This window comes from Mycoplana ramosa (assembly GCF_041930185.1).
In the GTDB taxonomy this organism is placed as follows: Bacteria; Pseudomonadota; Alphaproteobacteria; order Rhizobiales; family Rhizobiaceae; genus Mycoplana; species Mycoplana ramosa.
This window is the reverse complement of the sequence record NZ_JBHEEW010000016.1, coordinates 97,871-112,158: the sequence shown is the minus strand read 5'-3', so window position 1 is coordinate 112,158 and position 14,288 is coordinate 97,871. Positions and strand designations below refer to the sequence as shown.

Here is a 14,288-nt window from a genome sequence, read left to right as displayed (position 1 = left end):
ATTCAGATGACTCTTCAAATCACGCCCAGTTCACGTCCGACTTCAGCAAAGACGGAAATTGCTTTCCTTACGTCAGCCTCGCCGTGTGCCGCCGACATCTGGGTGCGGATGCGGGCCTGGCCTTTCGGCACGACGGGGAAGGAAAAGCCGATAACGTAGACGCCCTGCTCCAGCATTCTTGCCGCCATCGCCTGCGCCAGCGCTGCATCGCCCAGCATGACCGGGATGATCGGATGACCGTCGCCCGCAAGCGTGAAGCCGAGCTTCGTCATCTCGGAGCGGAAGAGGTCGGCGTTCGCATAGAGGCGAGCGCGCAGCGCATCACCGTTCTCGATCAGGTCGAAAACTTTAAGCGATGCAGCGGCGATGACTGGCGCCAGCGTGTTGGAAAATAGATAGGGGCGCGAGCGCTGGCGGAGCCACTCGACCACCTCGGCGCTCGCCGACGTGTAGCCGCCGGAGGCGCCGCCGAGCGCCTTTCCGAGCGTGCCGGTGATGATGTCGATGCGGCCCTCGACGCCGCAATGCTCAGCCGAGCCGCGGCCGTGCTTGCCGACGAAGCCGACGGCATGGCTGTCGTCGACCATGACCATGGCGCCATGCTTCTCGGCAAGGTCGCAGACGCCCTGAAGGTTGGCGATGATGCCGTCCATCGAGAAGACGCCGTCGGTGGCGATCAGCTTGAAGCGGCTTCCTTCGGCCTTTTTCAGTTCCTCCTCCAGTGCCGTCATGTCGTTGTTGGCATAGCGGAAGCGCCTGGCCTTGGAGAGACGCACGCCGTCGATGATCGAGGCGTGGTTCAGCGCGTCGGAAATGATCGCGTCGTCCTCGCCGAGCAGCGTCTCGAACAGCCCGCCATTGGCATCGAAACAGGAGGAGTAGAGGATCGTGTCCTCCATGCCGAGGAAGGACGAAATCTTCGCCTCCAGCTGCTTGTGCTCCTCTTGCGTGCCGCAGATGAAGCGCACCGAGGCCATGCCGTAGCCGTAGCGGTCGAGCGCCTTCTTGGCGGCGTCCGCCAGTTCCTCGCTGTCGGCGAGGCCGAGATAGTTGTTGGCGCAGAAGTTGAGGACGCGCTGGCCATCACCTCCAGGGGGTCCGGCGACCTCGATCGTGCCCGCCTGCTTCGACGTGATGACCCGCTCGGACTTATAGAGGCCGGCAGCCTTCAAGCCTTCGAGTTCGGCGCGCAGGTGCGAAAGAAAGGCGGCGGTCATCGGTGGCTTCTCCGATAAGACAAGGTACCGTCGACGTCTTAGCACGGCGATTGCCGTCTTGCAGCCCCGACCAATAACGTCGTGGCCGCGCGAGGCCGGGTGTATCCGGCCCTCATCCGCTGGTCGAGGTGCAATTGCCCCTCATCCGCCTGCCGGCACCTTCTCCCCGAAGCGGGGAGAAGAAAAAACGCCGCGCGGCCTCCGTCCCCTCTCCCCGCTCGCGGGGAGAGGGTTAGGGTGAGGGGCAATCGCCACTATACCAGCGAGCGCCGCAACGCATGAGGTCGTGTTATAGCTCGACGTATTCTTCGATCACCCGCAGAAATGCCTTGCCGAACCGCTCGCGTTTGCTCTGGCCGATGCCGGGGATGTCCAGAAGTTCGTCCCAATCGCCCGGCCGCTCCTTGGCGAGCGCGATCAGCGTGGCGTCGGGGAAGACGACGTAGGGCGGGACGTCGAGGTCCTTGGCGATCGACAGGCGCTCGGCGCGCAGCTTTTCGAACAGTTCGAGATCGGAGCCGGCGAGATCGGCGCGCTCGCGGGCCGCCGCCGATCTCTGGTTTCGTGCCGCCTTGACCGAGACCGGCCGGTCCTTGCGGAAGCGCACCTCGCGCTCGCGGCGGAAGACGGCGCGCGCCTCGGGCTCCAGCTTCATCGCCCCGTAGGCCGTGTGGTCGATGCGGATCAGGCCCATGGCCAGCAACTGGCGGAAGACCGATTGCCAGGTGCGGGCCGCAATGTCCTTGCCGGCGCCGAAGACCGGCATGTCGACATGGCCAAAGCGCTCGGTCTTCTCATTGACGGTACCCATCAGCACATCGATGACATGGCCGGCACCAAAACGCTCGCCGGTGCGGTAGACTGCCGCGAGCGCGGTGATCGCCGCCTCCGTGCCGTCCCAGGTCTCGACCGGGTTGCGGCAGGTGTCGCAGTTGCCACAGCCGCCCGGATGGCCCTCGCCGAAATGGGCCAGGATCGCCTGCCGGCGGCAGGAGGCGGTCTCGCAGATGGCGAGCAGCGCGTTCAGCTTGGCGCGCTCGACGCGCTTGACCTCCTCGGCAGCGTCGCCTTCGTCGATCATCCGGCGGCGCTGCAGCACGTCCGCCATGCCGTAGGCCATCCAGACCTCGGACGGCTGGCCGTCGCGTCCGGCGCGGCCGGTTTCCTGGTAATAGGCCTCGACCGAGCCCGGCAGGTCGAGATGGGCGACATAGCGCACGTCCGGCTTGTCGATGCCCATGCCGAAGGCGACGGTGGCGACGAGGCAGAGGTTTTCGTCCTTGAGGAAGGCATCCTGGTGGGCGTCGCGAACGGCGCGGTCCAGTCCGGCATGGTACGGCAGCGCCCGAATCCCCTGCTTGTCCAGCCACTCGGCGGTGTCCTCCACCTTGGCGCGCGACAGGCAGTAGACGATGCCGCTGGCGTCCTTGTGGCGCGAGAGGAAACGAAGCAACTGCTGGCGCGGCTGGTCGCGCTCGACGATATCGTAGGAAATGTTCGGCCGGTCGAAGGAGGTGGTGAACACCCGCGCCGTTCCGAGCGACAGCCGCTCGATGATGTCGTCGCGGGTGTGCGGGTCGGCGGTCGCCGTCAGCGCGATCCGCGGCACGCCGGGGTAGCGCTCCGCAAGGCAGTCGAGCGCGCGGTACTCGGGGCGGAAGTCATGACCCCATTGGGAAACGCAATGCGCCTCGTCGATGGCAAAGAGCGCGATGCGGGCATTGCCGATCAACTCGGCAAAACCTTCGGTAACGAGGCGCTCGGGCGTGACGTAGAGAAGGTCGAGCTCGCCGGTGCGGACTGCGCGCATCACGGCGATCGCCTCGTCGCGCGACAGCGAGGAATTCAGGGCAGCGGCGCGCACGCCGAGCTGCTTCAGCGCTTCCACCTGGTCGCGCATCAAGGCGATCAGCGGCGAGACGACGATGCCGACGCCGTCGCGGCAGAGCGAGGGAATCTGGAAGCACAGCGACTTGCCGGCCCCGGTCGGGAACAGCACGACGGCATCGCCGCCGGCCGTCACATGCTCCACCACCTCCTGCTGCTTGCCGCGAAAGGCATCATAGCCGTAGACGCGCTTGAGCACGTCGAGCGGCGTGCGCCCAGCATCGAACAGGCGGTCTGTGGAGAATGGCGGGTCGGGTCTGTCGGGCGGCATCGGTCTCTTTCGGGGAATCGCCCGCGCATCATGGCCAGACGGCGCAGTGGCGCAAGAGGTGACGGCGTCTTCTGCCTCCTGATCCGGTCATGACCGTTCTGGCAGCGATTCAGGCCGCAAGACCCGATGGCGCGTCAACCGCGCCGCGCCGCCTCGATCGCGGCGACATCGATCTTCTTCATGGTCATCATGGCCTCGAACGCGCGCTTTGCCTCGGCGCCGCCGATCGCCAGCGCGTCCGTCAGGACGCGCGGCGTGATCTGCCAGGAAATTCCCCACTTGTCCTTGCACCAGCCACACGCGCTCTCCTGGCCGCCGTTGCCGACGATGGCATTCCAGTAGCGGTCTGTCTCTTCCTGATCATCGGTGGCGATCTGGAACGAGAAGGCTTCGTTGTGTGAGAATGCGGGCCCGCCGTTCAGGCCAAGACAGGGAATGCCCGCAACCGTGAATTCCACCGTCAGCACGTCGCCCTCCTTGCCGGACGGGTAATCGCTGGGCGCGCGGTGCACCGCCCCCATTCTGCTGTCCGGAAAGATCCCGCAGTAAAAGCGAGCGGCAGCCTCGGCGTCCTTGTCGAACCAGAGGCAAATCGTATTCTTCGCCATTGCCTGTTCCTTTCGGTAAACCTCGTACTGAAATTTTCCCAGAAGTACATGATGCATCTGGAATTCAAAACTTGCCTTGCGCTGGGTAGAAGGTACTCGCGCTTATATACGCGGGCCAATATGAGTGCCGCCAAGGCTGAAGAAGAAGTCTAGGCAAGCGATACCCCGCCTCAGAGCGAATACTCGGGGGCGGGGCCAATCATCAACAAGAAGGTGTTTGCGTCATTTGCGCTGGTTGCGTTTCCGGGGAAACATGCCGGAGGTTTACCAATGCGACGCCAGCGACATGTCGCCTAGACCATGCCTTCGCAGCTTCCGCTACGATTTTCCCATCGCCTCGAGTGCCTCCGCCATGGTGGCTCCGGGGTTGCTCTTGCAATAGGTGATAGCCTTTTCTGCGTTGGCGTGGGCCTTTTCGCCGTCAATCTTGGGATTGCCCGCTTTGCCGTGAACGTAGCCGCTCACCCACATGGCTACGGCAACCGTTCTGGCGGCAGGCATTGCTTCGACCTCCTTGCAGGTGAGCTTGGACATGTCCATCTCCGCGGCCAGTAACTGGCCAGAGAGACCGAAACCTACTGCGATTGCGATTGCGAGAAGGCGTTTCATAGTCGTCCTCCATAGGAAAACTCACCCACAGGTGGGGCAAATGGTTGCGCTTATTGGAGTTCGCTTCGAAGAATTGAACATGACAAGAACAACTCTTGCCAAAGTAATGCACCTTGCAAGTCAAAAGACTAGCACGATACTGCAGCAAAAGCTCGCCAAAACACCCGTGTTACGACAAATGTGATGCAGTCAGAATTGCTGCTTTGCTGCCACGCGGCGATCGGCTTTCTCCGTGCGTCTGGTCTCTGGCGCCAGATATCAGGCAATTGCCGTCTCGGGACAGGCATACGGTGCCCTTTTGCGCCAAAAGCGTGGTCGTGCAGGGGCCGTTGGCCGCTATCCCTTCGCCGGTCCCTTCACCCGGCCGGACATGACGCCGAAGCCGTCGATGATGGCCTCCTGGTTCTCCAGACGCGTGGTTTCCATCTGCACCTCCTGCAGCGCGCGCAGGATCTGCGGCACGCGCTCGCCGTCGCCATCTTCGGTCGCTTGCGCCAGTTCGCGTTCCAGTTCGCGGCGCTGCCAGAGCAGCGCGCGCGTGCGCTTGTGCAAGGCAAGCGCCTGAAGGTAGCCCTCGCGCGCGTCGGTGGCTGCGGCCTCCGCCGTCGCCGTCCACAGGCGGGAATTGCGGATCTGCTGGTCGAGCGCCTTCAGCATGGCGCCGAAGTCAGCCGCTTCCAGTTCCTCGACGAGACGGTCGCGGGTGAGGCGGTCGCCCGCCGACGCGGCGATGCCAAGCACCTCCGACCAGCAGCGTTGCAGATCGCGATTGTCGAATTCGATCGCAGCGACCTCGTCATATTCCTCGAACAGCAGTTGAGGATGATTGACGATCGTCAGCGCCAGAACGCTTTCGCGAAGCGCGGGAAGCTCCTGCGCGCCACCGCGCACCAGTGTCGACCGCGCCAGCCGGTCGGAGATCGTCGCAGGCGTGGAGGATTGCGTTCCGACCGCACCGCGTCCGCCCTCGCGGCGCTGCTGGCGGCCGCCAAAGCCGCGGCGCTCGCCGCCCTGGCGGGCCGCGGGTTGGAAGAAGGCGTTCAGCCGGTCGCGCATGTCCTGCTGGTAATGACGGCGCACGTTCTCGTCGGCGATCACCGAGACGATCTGCTTCAGCCGCGCCTCCAGTTCGGCGCGGCTTTCCGGCGTTTCGTAGCTTCCGCCAGCGGCCTCGCGGCTCCAGATCATTTCGGCCAGTGGCCGGGCGGAGGCGAGAACCGCATCGAAGGGCTCGCGCCCCTCGTGCCGCACTAGGTCGTCCGGGTCCTTGCCGTCGGGAAGAAGTGCGAAGCGCACGGTACGGCCGGGCTTGATATGCGGCAGCGCCAGTTCGGCGGCGCGGTTGGCGGCGCGGATGCCCGCCCCGTCGCCGTCGAAGCAGAGGATGGGCTGCGGGGTCATCTTCCAGAGCAACTCCAGCTGGTTCTCGGTGAGCGCGGTGCCGAGCGGCGCCACCGCGTTTTCGATGCCGGCCTGGTGCAGGGCGATCACGTCCATGTAGCCCTCGACGGCGATGATCGTGCCTGTCCCTCTTTCCTCCTGCGCGGCGTTGCCTGCGCGGCTGCCACCCTGCGCCGCCCTGCGGGCGCGGGCGAAGTTGTAGAGCACGTTGCCTTTGTGGAAGAGCTCGGTCTCGTTCGAGTTCAGGTACTTTGCCGGTGCATCCGGCGACATCGCGCGGCCGCCGAACGCGATCACCTTCTCCCGCGACGACAGGATCGGGAACATGATGCGGTCGCGGAAGCGGTCGTAGGACACCGGAATCTCCGGGCCGTGCACGACGAGACCACAGGCCTCGATCTGTTCCTTCGGCACGCCTTTGCCGGCCAGATGTTCCTTCAGCGCGTTGCGGCCGTCGGTCGCGTAGCCGAGCCGGAACGTCTCGATCGTCCGCCCTGTCAGCCCGCGGTCGCGCAAATAGGCGCGGGCGCGCGCCCCGGCAGCCGATTGCAACTGCTCCTGGAAATAGACCGTCGCCATCTCCATGACGTCGAGAAGCGAGGTGCGCTCCCTTTCGCGCCGCTCGGCCTGTGCATCGGGCTGGGGCATCGGCACGCCGGCCAGGTCGGCGATCTGCTGCACCGCTTCCGGGAAATTCAGGCCGTCAAGCTCGGTGAGGAAACGGAAGTGGTCACCCGAGACGCCGCAGCCGAAGCAGTGGTAGCGCCCCTTGCGATCCTCGCAGTGAAAACTCGGCGACTTCTCGCCGTGGAACGGGCAGCAGGCCCAGTAGTCGCCGCGCGAGACATTGGTCTTCTTCCGGTCCCAGGTGACGCGCCGGCCGACCACGGCCGATATCGGCACGCGATCGCGAAGCTCGTCGAGGAAGGAAGGGGAAAAGCGCATGATGAACCGTTGTCTCCGTCGCCGGGTGGGGGCAGCCCTCTATAGTGGGAAGGATGCGGAGGCAACAATAGGACAAGTTCCCGACCGGCGACAGTGCGAGGACGGAGCGATCAGCGCCAGTAGAATTGACAGAGGCGCCACACGCGGGCGATGAGAGGGCAACCTTGCCGTCAGGACCGCTATGCCGATCCCTTCTCCAGCGCTCGCCGCCGACTCGCGCTTTTTCTTCATCGTCCAGCAGGGAGCGCAGGCCCTCCTGCGGCTCCATGACCAGGATCCGCGCGTCGGTGCCCTCTTCTCTTCGCAGCAGCGCTGGCTAATGTGCCATGCGGGCTACGCCCTCGCCTGCACGAGCGAAGCGCTGCAGCCGGCCTTCAGTCTCTATGCCGCACGCTTCATCGATCTGATCACTGAAAACAACGTGGCGAGCCGCAACACGGCCGCCGATTTCATCAAAGAGATCATCGACATCGGCTTCGCGCGCCCTGTCGAGCAGCATGGCGATCGCCGCAAGCGGTTGCTGCAACTGACCGAGGTCACGCATCGATCGATGTCGCACTGGCTCGAACTGCACCTGTCGCTGCTGGACGGCATCGACGGGGGAAACCGCGCCGACAGCTTCCGCTCCGAACCGGCCATGATCCGTCGCCTGCAGCCGATGGTCGCCGGGAAGCTGCTTCAAGCACTCGGAGTGCGCACCCAGGGTCCCGCCTTCGACCTGTTCACCTGGACCAATGCCGGCGGGATGGTCATGGACCAACTGATTGCATCGATCGAGACGGGCGGTGAAGTCGAAAGTTTCGCGCCGGACCGCCTCCCCGCCGGTACCGTCTCGATCAACGGTATCGCGCGCCGTTTCAACATATCTCGGACCCATGTGAGGCGGCTGTTCGACAAGGCGACCGAGATGGGCGACTTCGGTTGGAACGCAGACCATGGAGAAAACGCCGCCTGGGTGTCCCGGCGACTGGTGCAGGAATACGTGCAGTATCAGGCGGAAAAGTGCGCGATCGTGGACTTAGCCTATCACGACGCCATGAACGGGACCGAGAACACGCAGACCCGATTGTCGTAACTGTGAGCCGATCCGGACAAAACGAAAACCGGCTGCCCACGGAGAGCAGCCGGCGAAAGCGCAATTGGTTTTGACCACGCCATAGGTCCGGATGGACAGTTACTTCAGCAGGTCCTTCACGATACCCGACGCCTTAGCGAAATCCATCTGCCCAGGATAACGTTCTTTCAGGACGCTCATGCACTTGCCCATGTCGCGCAACCCGTGTGCGCCGGTTTCGCTGATGACCTTTGCGCAGACTTCCTTCACCTTTTCCTCAGAGAACTGCTCGGGCAGAAAACCGTTGATGACGGCGATTTCTTCCCGCTCCTGCGCGGCGAGTTCCGGTCGGCCGTTGTCCTCGTAGATCTTCGCCGACTCCTCGCGCTGCTTGATCATCTTCGCCAGGATCTGCTTGATCCCATCGTCATCGACCGGATCCTTGCCGGCGCCGCGGTTGGCGATGTCCCGGTCCTTGATCGCCGCCTGGATCAGGCGCACCGTCGAAATGCGGCGCGTGTCCTTGGCCTTCAGCGCATCCTTGAGGCATTCTGCGAATTGCTCGCGCATCGTTTTCTCCGCTGGACGGTCACGCCCGCAGCCGGTCATGGCGGTCGGTTGTCGTCCGGTTAATTCTGTCGTTCGGGCGCTCTCATAGACCAGCAACATCCAAACAATCAAACTGATTGCCTAAGGCATTGAATTAAATGGATTTATATTTCCAATCAATTCACAGGGGGCGGTTGACCCCGCGACCCGCTTTGTCTATTTTCCGGCACCTGCACGAAATTTGCATGTGGTGGCCCTTCCGCGGTACGTCCGCGCGCCCACGCTTGCGACATTAAATGGCGGCTGACCCAACGCCTTTCAAGGCAGACCGGTCCGCCCGCCCGAAAAGGGATGACCATGACTTCAACCGCCCCCTGGACCACCGAAAAGCCGACAGCCCTGCTCGTTCTCGCCGATGGTACCGTGATCGAAGGCAAGGGCATCGGCGCGACCGGCAAGGTCCAGGCCGAGGTGTGCTTCAACACGGCGCTGACCGGCTACGAGGAGATCCTTACGGACCCCTCCTATCTCGGCCAGATCGTCACCTTCACCTTTCCCCACATCGGCAATGTCGGAACCAACGACGAGGACATCGAAGACCTGACGCCTGCGGCGCGCCACGGTGCGGTCGGGGTTATCTTCAAGGCCTACATCACCGATCCCTCGAACTACCGGGCCGTGAAGCACCTCGACGCGTGGCTCAAGGCGCGCGGCATCATCGGCCTGTGCGGCATCGACACGCGCGCGCTGACCGCCTGGATCCGCGAAAACGGCGCACCGAACGCCGTGATCGCCCACGACCCGGCCGGCGTCTTCGACATCGAGACGCTGAAGGCCGAAGCCAAGGCCTGGAGCGGCCTCGTCGGCCTGGATCTGGCCAAGGTCGCCTCCTCCGGCCAGTCCTCGCGCTGGAGTGAAGGGCCTTGGGTCTGGAACGAAGGTTTCGACGAGATGGCGGAAGGCGACGCCGGCTACAATATCGTCGCGCTCGACTTCGGCGTGAAGCGCAATATCCTGCGCCTGTTCGCCGGTCTCGGCTGCAAGGTGACGGTGATGCCGGCGACCTCCTCCAGCGAAGAGGTGCTGGCGCAGAAGCCGGACGGTATCTTTCTTTCCAATGGCCCCGGCGATCCGGCCGCGACCGGCGAATATGCGGTTCCCGTGATCCAGGACCTGATCAAGACCGGCATTCCCATGTTCGGCATCTGCCTCGGCCACCAGATGCTGGGCCTCGCGCTTGGCGCCAAGACCGAGAAGATGCACCAGGGCCACCACGGCGCGAACCATCCGGTGAAGGACCACACCACCGGCAAGGTCGAGATCGTGTCGATGAACCACGGCTTTGCGGTTTCCTCCGACTCCCTGCCGGAAGGCGTCGAGGAAACGCACGTTTCCCTCTTCGACGGTTCCAACTGCGGCCTTCGGCTCAGCGGCAAGCCGGTGTTTTCCGTTCAGCATCACCCCGAGGCTTCGCCCGGCCCGCAGGACAGCCACTACCTTTTCCGCCGCTTCATCAACCTCGTGCGTGAGAAGAAGGGTGAAGAGGCGATCCCCGAGCGGGCATAAGCGCATCGAGCTGCGCAGGAATTTTGAAAGGCCCGGAGTCAATGCTTCCGGGCCTTTCTCGTTCTTCGCGTCGACGAGACGGCCCCCCATCCTGCCGGTTGGGGGGCAATGGCGCCAAACGCTGTCCGGCGGGCGATCGGGTGGGGCTTGCGGACGCCCCTGCCCCTCAGCCCTGCCGAGCCAACATGCGGAAGTAGCGCCAGTTGAGCAGGATGGCCGCGGCGGCGAGGCCGCAGAGGAAGCCGAGCCAGACGCCGATGCCGCCGAGACCGAGCGGGAAGGCGAAGGTCCAGGCGCAGGCGAAGCCGATCGGCCAGTAGGCGATCAACGCCAGGATCATCGGCACGCGCGTGTCCTTCAATCCGCGCAAGAGGCCCGAGGCGATCGCCTGCAGGCCGTCGACGAGCTGGAAGATGCCGGCGATGACGACGAGCGGCCCGGCATAGGCGAGCACCTGCGCCGCCTCGGCCGAATGGCGGTCGAGGAAGATGCCGGCCAGCGCCGTCGGCGCGAGCGCGAAGAGGATCCCGCCCGACAGCGAGATCAGCGATGCGACGCCGATGACCGCCACCGAGGCCCGCTTGACGCTCTGATGGTCGCCCTTGCCGTGCGCCACGCCGACGCGCACCGTCGCCGCCTGCGCGAGGCCATAGGGGAACATGAAGGCGATCGAGGTGAGCTGGAGGGCGATGCCATGGGCGGCGAGTTCGATCGTGCCGATCGATCCCATCAGCAGCGAGGCGACGGTAAACAGGCTCACCTCGGCCAAAATGGTGAGGCTGATCGGCAGGCCGAGATGCAGCACCTCGAAGAAGGCCGGCCAGTCGGGGCGCCAGAAGCGGACGAACAGCTCGTAGCGGCGCATCTCCGGCCGGCTCTGGACGTAGACGACGATCAGCACGAACGACAGCAGGTTCACGCCGAAGGAGACGATCGCAGCCCCCTCCATGCCCAGCGCCGGCAGGCCGAAATGGCCGAGCACCAGCGCATAGGCGAAAATGGCATTGACCAAGAGGACGACGAGGGTGATCCAGAGGATGATGCCCGCCTTGCCATGCGCGCTGACCAGTCCGCGCAAGGTCATGAACAGTAGCGCCGGCGGCAGGCCCCAGTGGGCGATCGCCAGATATCGGTGCGCCAGGGCGGCGACCTCGGGCTTCTGGTCGGCGTAGAGCAGGATCTGCTCGGCGTACGAGAAGATCGGCACCGTCAGCAGCGAGTAGAGCAGCACGACCCACATGCCCATGCGCACCGATCGCCGCACCGAGACGACGTCGCCGCGGCCATAGGCCTGCGCCACCATCGGGATCACGGCGGTCGCGAACCCGGACCCGAAGATGAAGATCGTGAAGAAAAACTGCCCGGCAAGCACGATGGCCGCCAGGTGGGCCGCGCCCAGCCGTCCGAGAATGACGACGTCGGTCGTGTGGATGCCAAGTTGCGCCAGTTGCGCGCCGATCAGCGGGATGCCGAGGGCGAGCGTCGCGCGGACATGGGTCGCCCAGGAATTGTTTTCGCGCGCGGTGATTGCGTGCATGATTCTGCTACCTTTCGGTCGCTTCCGATCGCTTCGACGGGCCGATCGATCGAATAGCGTTGGTTCATCGACCAAAGGAAAGCAGCGCGAAAGCGCGCTCTTCCGATATCGACTTCGGTGGATTCAGGCAAAACGCACCTTCCGTTCCAATTTCTAGAGAAGAACGGGTGTGCGGGTGATGGCTCAGGTGGTCACTTCAGCGGCTTTCGCTCCTTCGCTCGGCCGCCGCCGCACCTTCAGCACGAACACCGCGACCCCCGAAAGCAGAATCATCGCGGCAAGCGCATAGGGTGCTCCAGCAAAGGTGACCGGGGCGTCAGGTTTCGTGAAATAGCCGAAAGTCTGGGTGAAGATCAACGCCCCTGCGATCGTGGTGATGCTCGAGAGGCTCGAGAGCGCCCCCTGCAGTTCGCCCTGAGCCGAGGGCGGAACCTTCGCTGCGGCAATCGAACGGAGTGGCGGGTCGGCCAGGTTCTCGATGGTCGTGAGCAGGATCACCGCGTAAACCATCCAGCCCTGCCAGGCGGCCGCATATCCGGCGAGCCCCAGCACCGAGAAGGAAAGGCCAAGCACCGCGGTGCGCCACTCGCCGAGCACCGGCACGACGCGCGGCAGCACGACCGCCATCACCAGAGCGGCGCCAATGCCGAAAATCCCGAGCGACAGACCGATCTGGCCCTCCGACCAGCCGTAACGATAGGCGCCGACAAAGGCCCAGACGGCGGGATAGACGGAATGGGCGAGCCAGTAGAGGAGGAAAACCAGCAGCACCCACAAGATACCGGGATAGATGCGCATCTGCTGCAAGGCGCCGAGCGGGTTGGCACGCGCAAGCTCGAAGCGGCGGCGATGCCTTGTCTCCAGGCTTTCCGGCAGCAAGGCCCAGGCGATCGCAAAGTTCAGGAAGGCGAGAGCTGCCGCACCGAAGAACGGGACGCGTGGCCCGAGTTCGCCGAGCAGCCCGCCGATGACCGGCCCGAGCGCAAAGCCGGTGCCGAAGGCGATGCCGATCAGGCCGAAATTCCTCGCCCGCGTTGCGTCGGTGGAGACGTCGGCGATGTAGGCGGCCGCCGTCCCGAAGCTCGCGCCGCTGATGCCGGCCAGCACCCGGCCGACGAACAGCATCCAGAAGCTCGTGGCGAGCGCGCAGATGAGATTGTCGATCGCAAAGGTGAAAACCGAAACGAGCAGGACCGGCCGGCGTCCGAAACGGTCGGACAGATTGCCGATGAGGGGCGCAAACAGGAATTGCATGGCGGAATAGACGAGCAGCAGCCATCCGCCATCGACCGCCGCCGTGCCGATGTCGTCGCCGGTCAGTTGGCCAAGATAGGCCGGCAGCACCGGCACGATGATGGCAATGCCGATGACATCGAGGAACATGACCATGAAGACGAGGGCAAGGCCCCGGCGGACGGCTTTTTCATCGTTCATCGGAGGTGTCCCGGCGGAAAACCGCGCGTAGAATTGGAAGTCTGCGTTCTAAAACAGGCGGGTACGAACCAATACGTGAATATTGCAAATTCCTGATGACGCGGACGCCCGTACCGGAAAGCATCAGGGCGTCGGGCTAGGGATTGGCGGTCTGGAACGTGTCGCAGTCCTGGACGCGGCCGCTGTCGAAACCACGCTTGAACCAGCGCTGGCGCTGCTCGGACGTGCCGTGGTTGAAGCTTTCCGGAACGACATAGCCCTGCATGCGCTTCTGGATCGTGTCGTCGCCGATCTGGACGGCGGCATTCAACGCTTCCTCGATGTCACCGGTCTCGAGCAGCCCCTTCTGCTCGGTGTATTTGCCCCAGATGCCGGCATAGCAGTCGGCCTGCAGTTCGACGCGAATCGACATCTGGTTGGCCTCCGCTTCGCTCATCGACTGGCGGGCGCGGTTGAACTTCGGCAGCACGCCGGTGAGGTTCTGGACATGATGCCCGACTTCGTGGGCAACCACATAGGCCTGCGCGAAGTCGCCGCTGGCGTCGAAGCGCTTGGCGAGCTCGTCGAAGAAGTTCATGTCCAGATAGACCTTGCGGTCGCCGGGGCAGTAGAACGGTCCGGTCGCTGCCGAGGCAAAGCCGCAGGCCGAATTGATGCTGCCGGAGAACAGCACGAGCTTGGGTTCCTCGTACTGGACGCCGTTCGCCTGGAAGATGCCGTTCCAGGTGTCTTCGGTCTCCGCCAGCACGGTCGCCATGAACTGTTTCGTTTCCTCCTGTTTCGGGGAATTGGCGCGGCTGGCGCTGTCCGTCTGCTCGAAGCCCGGCAGATTCACCTGGCCGCCGCCGCCCTCGCCCAGCACCTGCAAGAGATCCACACCCATCATCCGGAGAATGAAATAGAGCGCGACGAGGAAGATGATCGTGCCGAAGCTCAGCCCTCCGCCGGCGCGGCCCGGACCGCCGCCCATCGGGATGCGAAAGCCTCCGCCCCGGCCGAAGCCGCCCTGCTGCCCGCCGCTGCCGCGTTGATCCTCGACGTTGCTGGACTGACGGCGGCCCTTCCACTCCATGATCAGCTCCCTTGCCGCAACGGCATCCGCAATTTCGCGATTCATAGTATAGCGTCTTTACAGAACGCAAAAGTCCGCCATTGGTTGCCCGCACCGATCAGGCAGCGCCCTGTTCGCTGCCTTGGCGAACCGACGGCC

Annotated in this window: 11 protein-coding genes; 2 read left to right on the top strand and 9 right to left on the bottom strand. The window is 64.2% G+C overall.

Features of this window, described 5'->3' with window-relative positions; all coding sequences use genetic code 11:
• Positions 1-14 precede the first annotated feature (14 nt).
• The 5 genes from JNC62_RS18895 to dnaG all read right to left on the bottom strand — a co-directional run bounded on the left by JNC62_RS18895 (position 15) and on the right by dnaG (position 6,938).
• Complete coding sequence (locus JNC62_RS18895; RefSeq protein ID WP_374840760.1) at positions 15-1,217, bottom strand: glycine C-acetyltransferase; 1,203 nt, start codon at positions 1,215-1,217, stop codon at positions 15-17.
• Between the two features lie 289 nt (positions 1,218-1,506).
• Positions 1,507-3,375, bottom strand: a complete 1,869-nt coding sequence (gene recQ / locus JNC62_RS18890; protein WP_374840758.1) for a DNA helicase RecQ — start codon at positions 3,373-3,375, stop codon at positions 1,507-1,509.
• Between the two features lie 134 nt (positions 3,376-3,509).
• Entirely contained in the window at positions 3,510-3,983 is a 474-nt protein-coding gene (locus JNC62_RS18885; protein WP_374840756.1) for a VOC family protein, read from the bottom strand.
• 318 nt (positions 3,984-4,301) lie between these two features.
• A complete protein-coding gene (locus JNC62_RS18880; RefSeq protein ID WP_374840754.1) occupies positions 4,302-4,592 on the bottom strand; it encodes an HdeA/HdeB family chaperone in 291 nt (96 codons plus the stop codon).
• Positions 4,593-4,928: 336 nt separating this feature from the next.
• Positions 4,929-6,938 carry a DNA primase gene (dnaG, locus tag JNC62_RS18875; RefSeq protein ID WP_374840753.1) on the bottom strand — a complete coding sequence of 670 codons (2,010 nt, stop codon included), beginning with the start codon at positions 6,936-6,938 and terminating at the stop codon, positions 4,929-4,931.
• A 181-nt stretch (positions 6,939-7,119) separates the two neighbouring features.
• Here dnaG and JNC62_RS18870 point away from each other — a divergent pair, with 181 nt between their 5' ends.
• Complete coding sequence (locus tag JNC62_RS18870; protein WP_374840751.1) at positions 7,120-8,013, top strand: hypothetical protein; 894 nt, start codon at positions 7,120-7,122, stop codon at positions 8,011-8,013.
• Between the two features lie 99 nt (positions 8,014-8,112).
• Here JNC62_RS18870 and JNC62_RS18865 read toward each other — a convergent pair whose 3' ends face one another.
• A complete protein-coding gene (locus JNC62_RS18865) occupies positions 8,113-8,562 on the bottom strand; it encodes a GatB/YqeY domain-containing protein (protein ID WP_374840749.1) in 450 nt (149 codons plus the stop codon).
• 336 nt (positions 8,563-8,898) lie between these two features.
• Between JNC62_RS18865 and carA the strand changes: the two genes are divergently transcribed.
• Positions 8,899-10,107: a glutamine-hydrolyzing carbamoyl-phosphate synthase small subunit gene (gene carA, locus JNC62_RS18860; protein WP_374840747.1), complete on the top strand. Its 1,209-nt coding sequence runs from the start codon at positions 8,899-8,901 to the stop codon at positions 10,105-10,107.
• A gap of 166 nt (positions 10,108-10,273) precedes the next feature.
• Here carA and JNC62_RS18855 read toward each other — a convergent pair whose 3' ends face one another.
• From JNC62_RS18855 to ypfJ, 3 genes are all read right to left on the bottom strand, one after another.
• Positions 10,274-11,644 carry an MATE family efflux transporter gene (locus JNC62_RS18855; protein ID WP_374840745.1) on the bottom strand — a complete coding sequence of 457 codons (1,371 nt, stop codon included), beginning with the start codon at positions 11,642-11,644 and terminating at the stop codon, positions 10,274-10,276.
• A 183-nt stretch (positions 11,645-11,827) separates the two neighbouring features.
• Positions 11,828-13,078: an MFS transporter gene (locus tag JNC62_RS18850; RefSeq protein ID WP_374840743.1), complete on the bottom strand. Its 1,251-nt coding sequence runs from the start codon at positions 13,076-13,078 to the stop codon at positions 11,828-11,830.
• 136 nt (positions 13,079-13,214) lie between these two features.
• Positions 13,215-14,150: a KPN_02809 family neutral zinc metallopeptidase gene (ypfJ, locus tag JNC62_RS18845; RefSeq protein ID WP_374840805.1), complete on the bottom strand. Its 936-nt coding sequence runs from the start codon at positions 14,148-14,150 to the stop codon at positions 13,215-13,217.
• Positions 14,151-14,288 lie beyond the last annotated feature (138 nt).

Excerpts from the sequence above, each read along its gene's own strand:
- JNC62_RS18895 (WP_374840760.1), bottom strand. The coding sequence starts at position 1,217 with ATGACCGCCGCCTTTCTTTCGCACCTGCGCGCCGAACTCGAAGGCTTG.
- recQ (WP_374840758.1), bottom strand. The coding sequence starts at position 3,375 with ATGCCGCCCGACAGACCCGACCCGCCATTCTCCACAGACCGCCTGTTC.
- JNC62_RS18885 (WP_374840756.1), bottom strand. The coding sequence starts at position 3,983 with ATGGCGAAGAATACGATTTGCCTCTGGTTCGACAAGGACGCCGAGGCT.
- JNC62_RS18880 (WP_374840754.1), bottom strand. The coding sequence starts at position 4,592 with ATGAAACGCCTTCTCGCAATCGCAATCGCAGTAGGTTTCGGTCTCTCT.
- dnaG (WP_374840753.1), bottom strand. The coding sequence starts at position 6,938 with ATGCGCTTTTCCCCTTCCTTCCTCGACGAGCTTCGCGATCGCGTGCCG.
- JNC62_RS18870 (WP_374840751.1), top strand. The coding sequence starts at position 7,120 with ATGCCGATCCCTTCTCCAGCGCTCGCCGCCGACTCGCGCTTTTTCTTC.
- JNC62_RS18865 (WP_374840749.1), bottom strand. The coding sequence starts at position 8,562 with ATGCGCGAGCAATTCGCAGAATGCCTCAAGGATGCGCTGAAGGCCAAG.
- carA (WP_374840747.1), top strand. The coding sequence starts at position 8,899 with ATGACTTCAACCGCCCCCTGGACCACCGAAAAGCCGACAGCCCTGCTC.
- JNC62_RS18855 (WP_374840745.1), bottom strand. The coding sequence starts at position 11,644 with ATGCACGCAATCACCGCGCGCGAAAACAATTCCTGGGCGACCCATGTC.
- JNC62_RS18850 (WP_374840743.1), bottom strand. The coding sequence starts at position 13,078 with ATGAACGATGAAAAAGCCGTCCGCCGGGGCCTTGCCCTCGTCTTCATG.
- ypfJ (WP_374840805.1), bottom strand. The coding sequence starts at position 14,150 with ATGGAGTGGAAGGGCCGCCGTCAGTCCAGCAACGTCGAGGATCAACGC.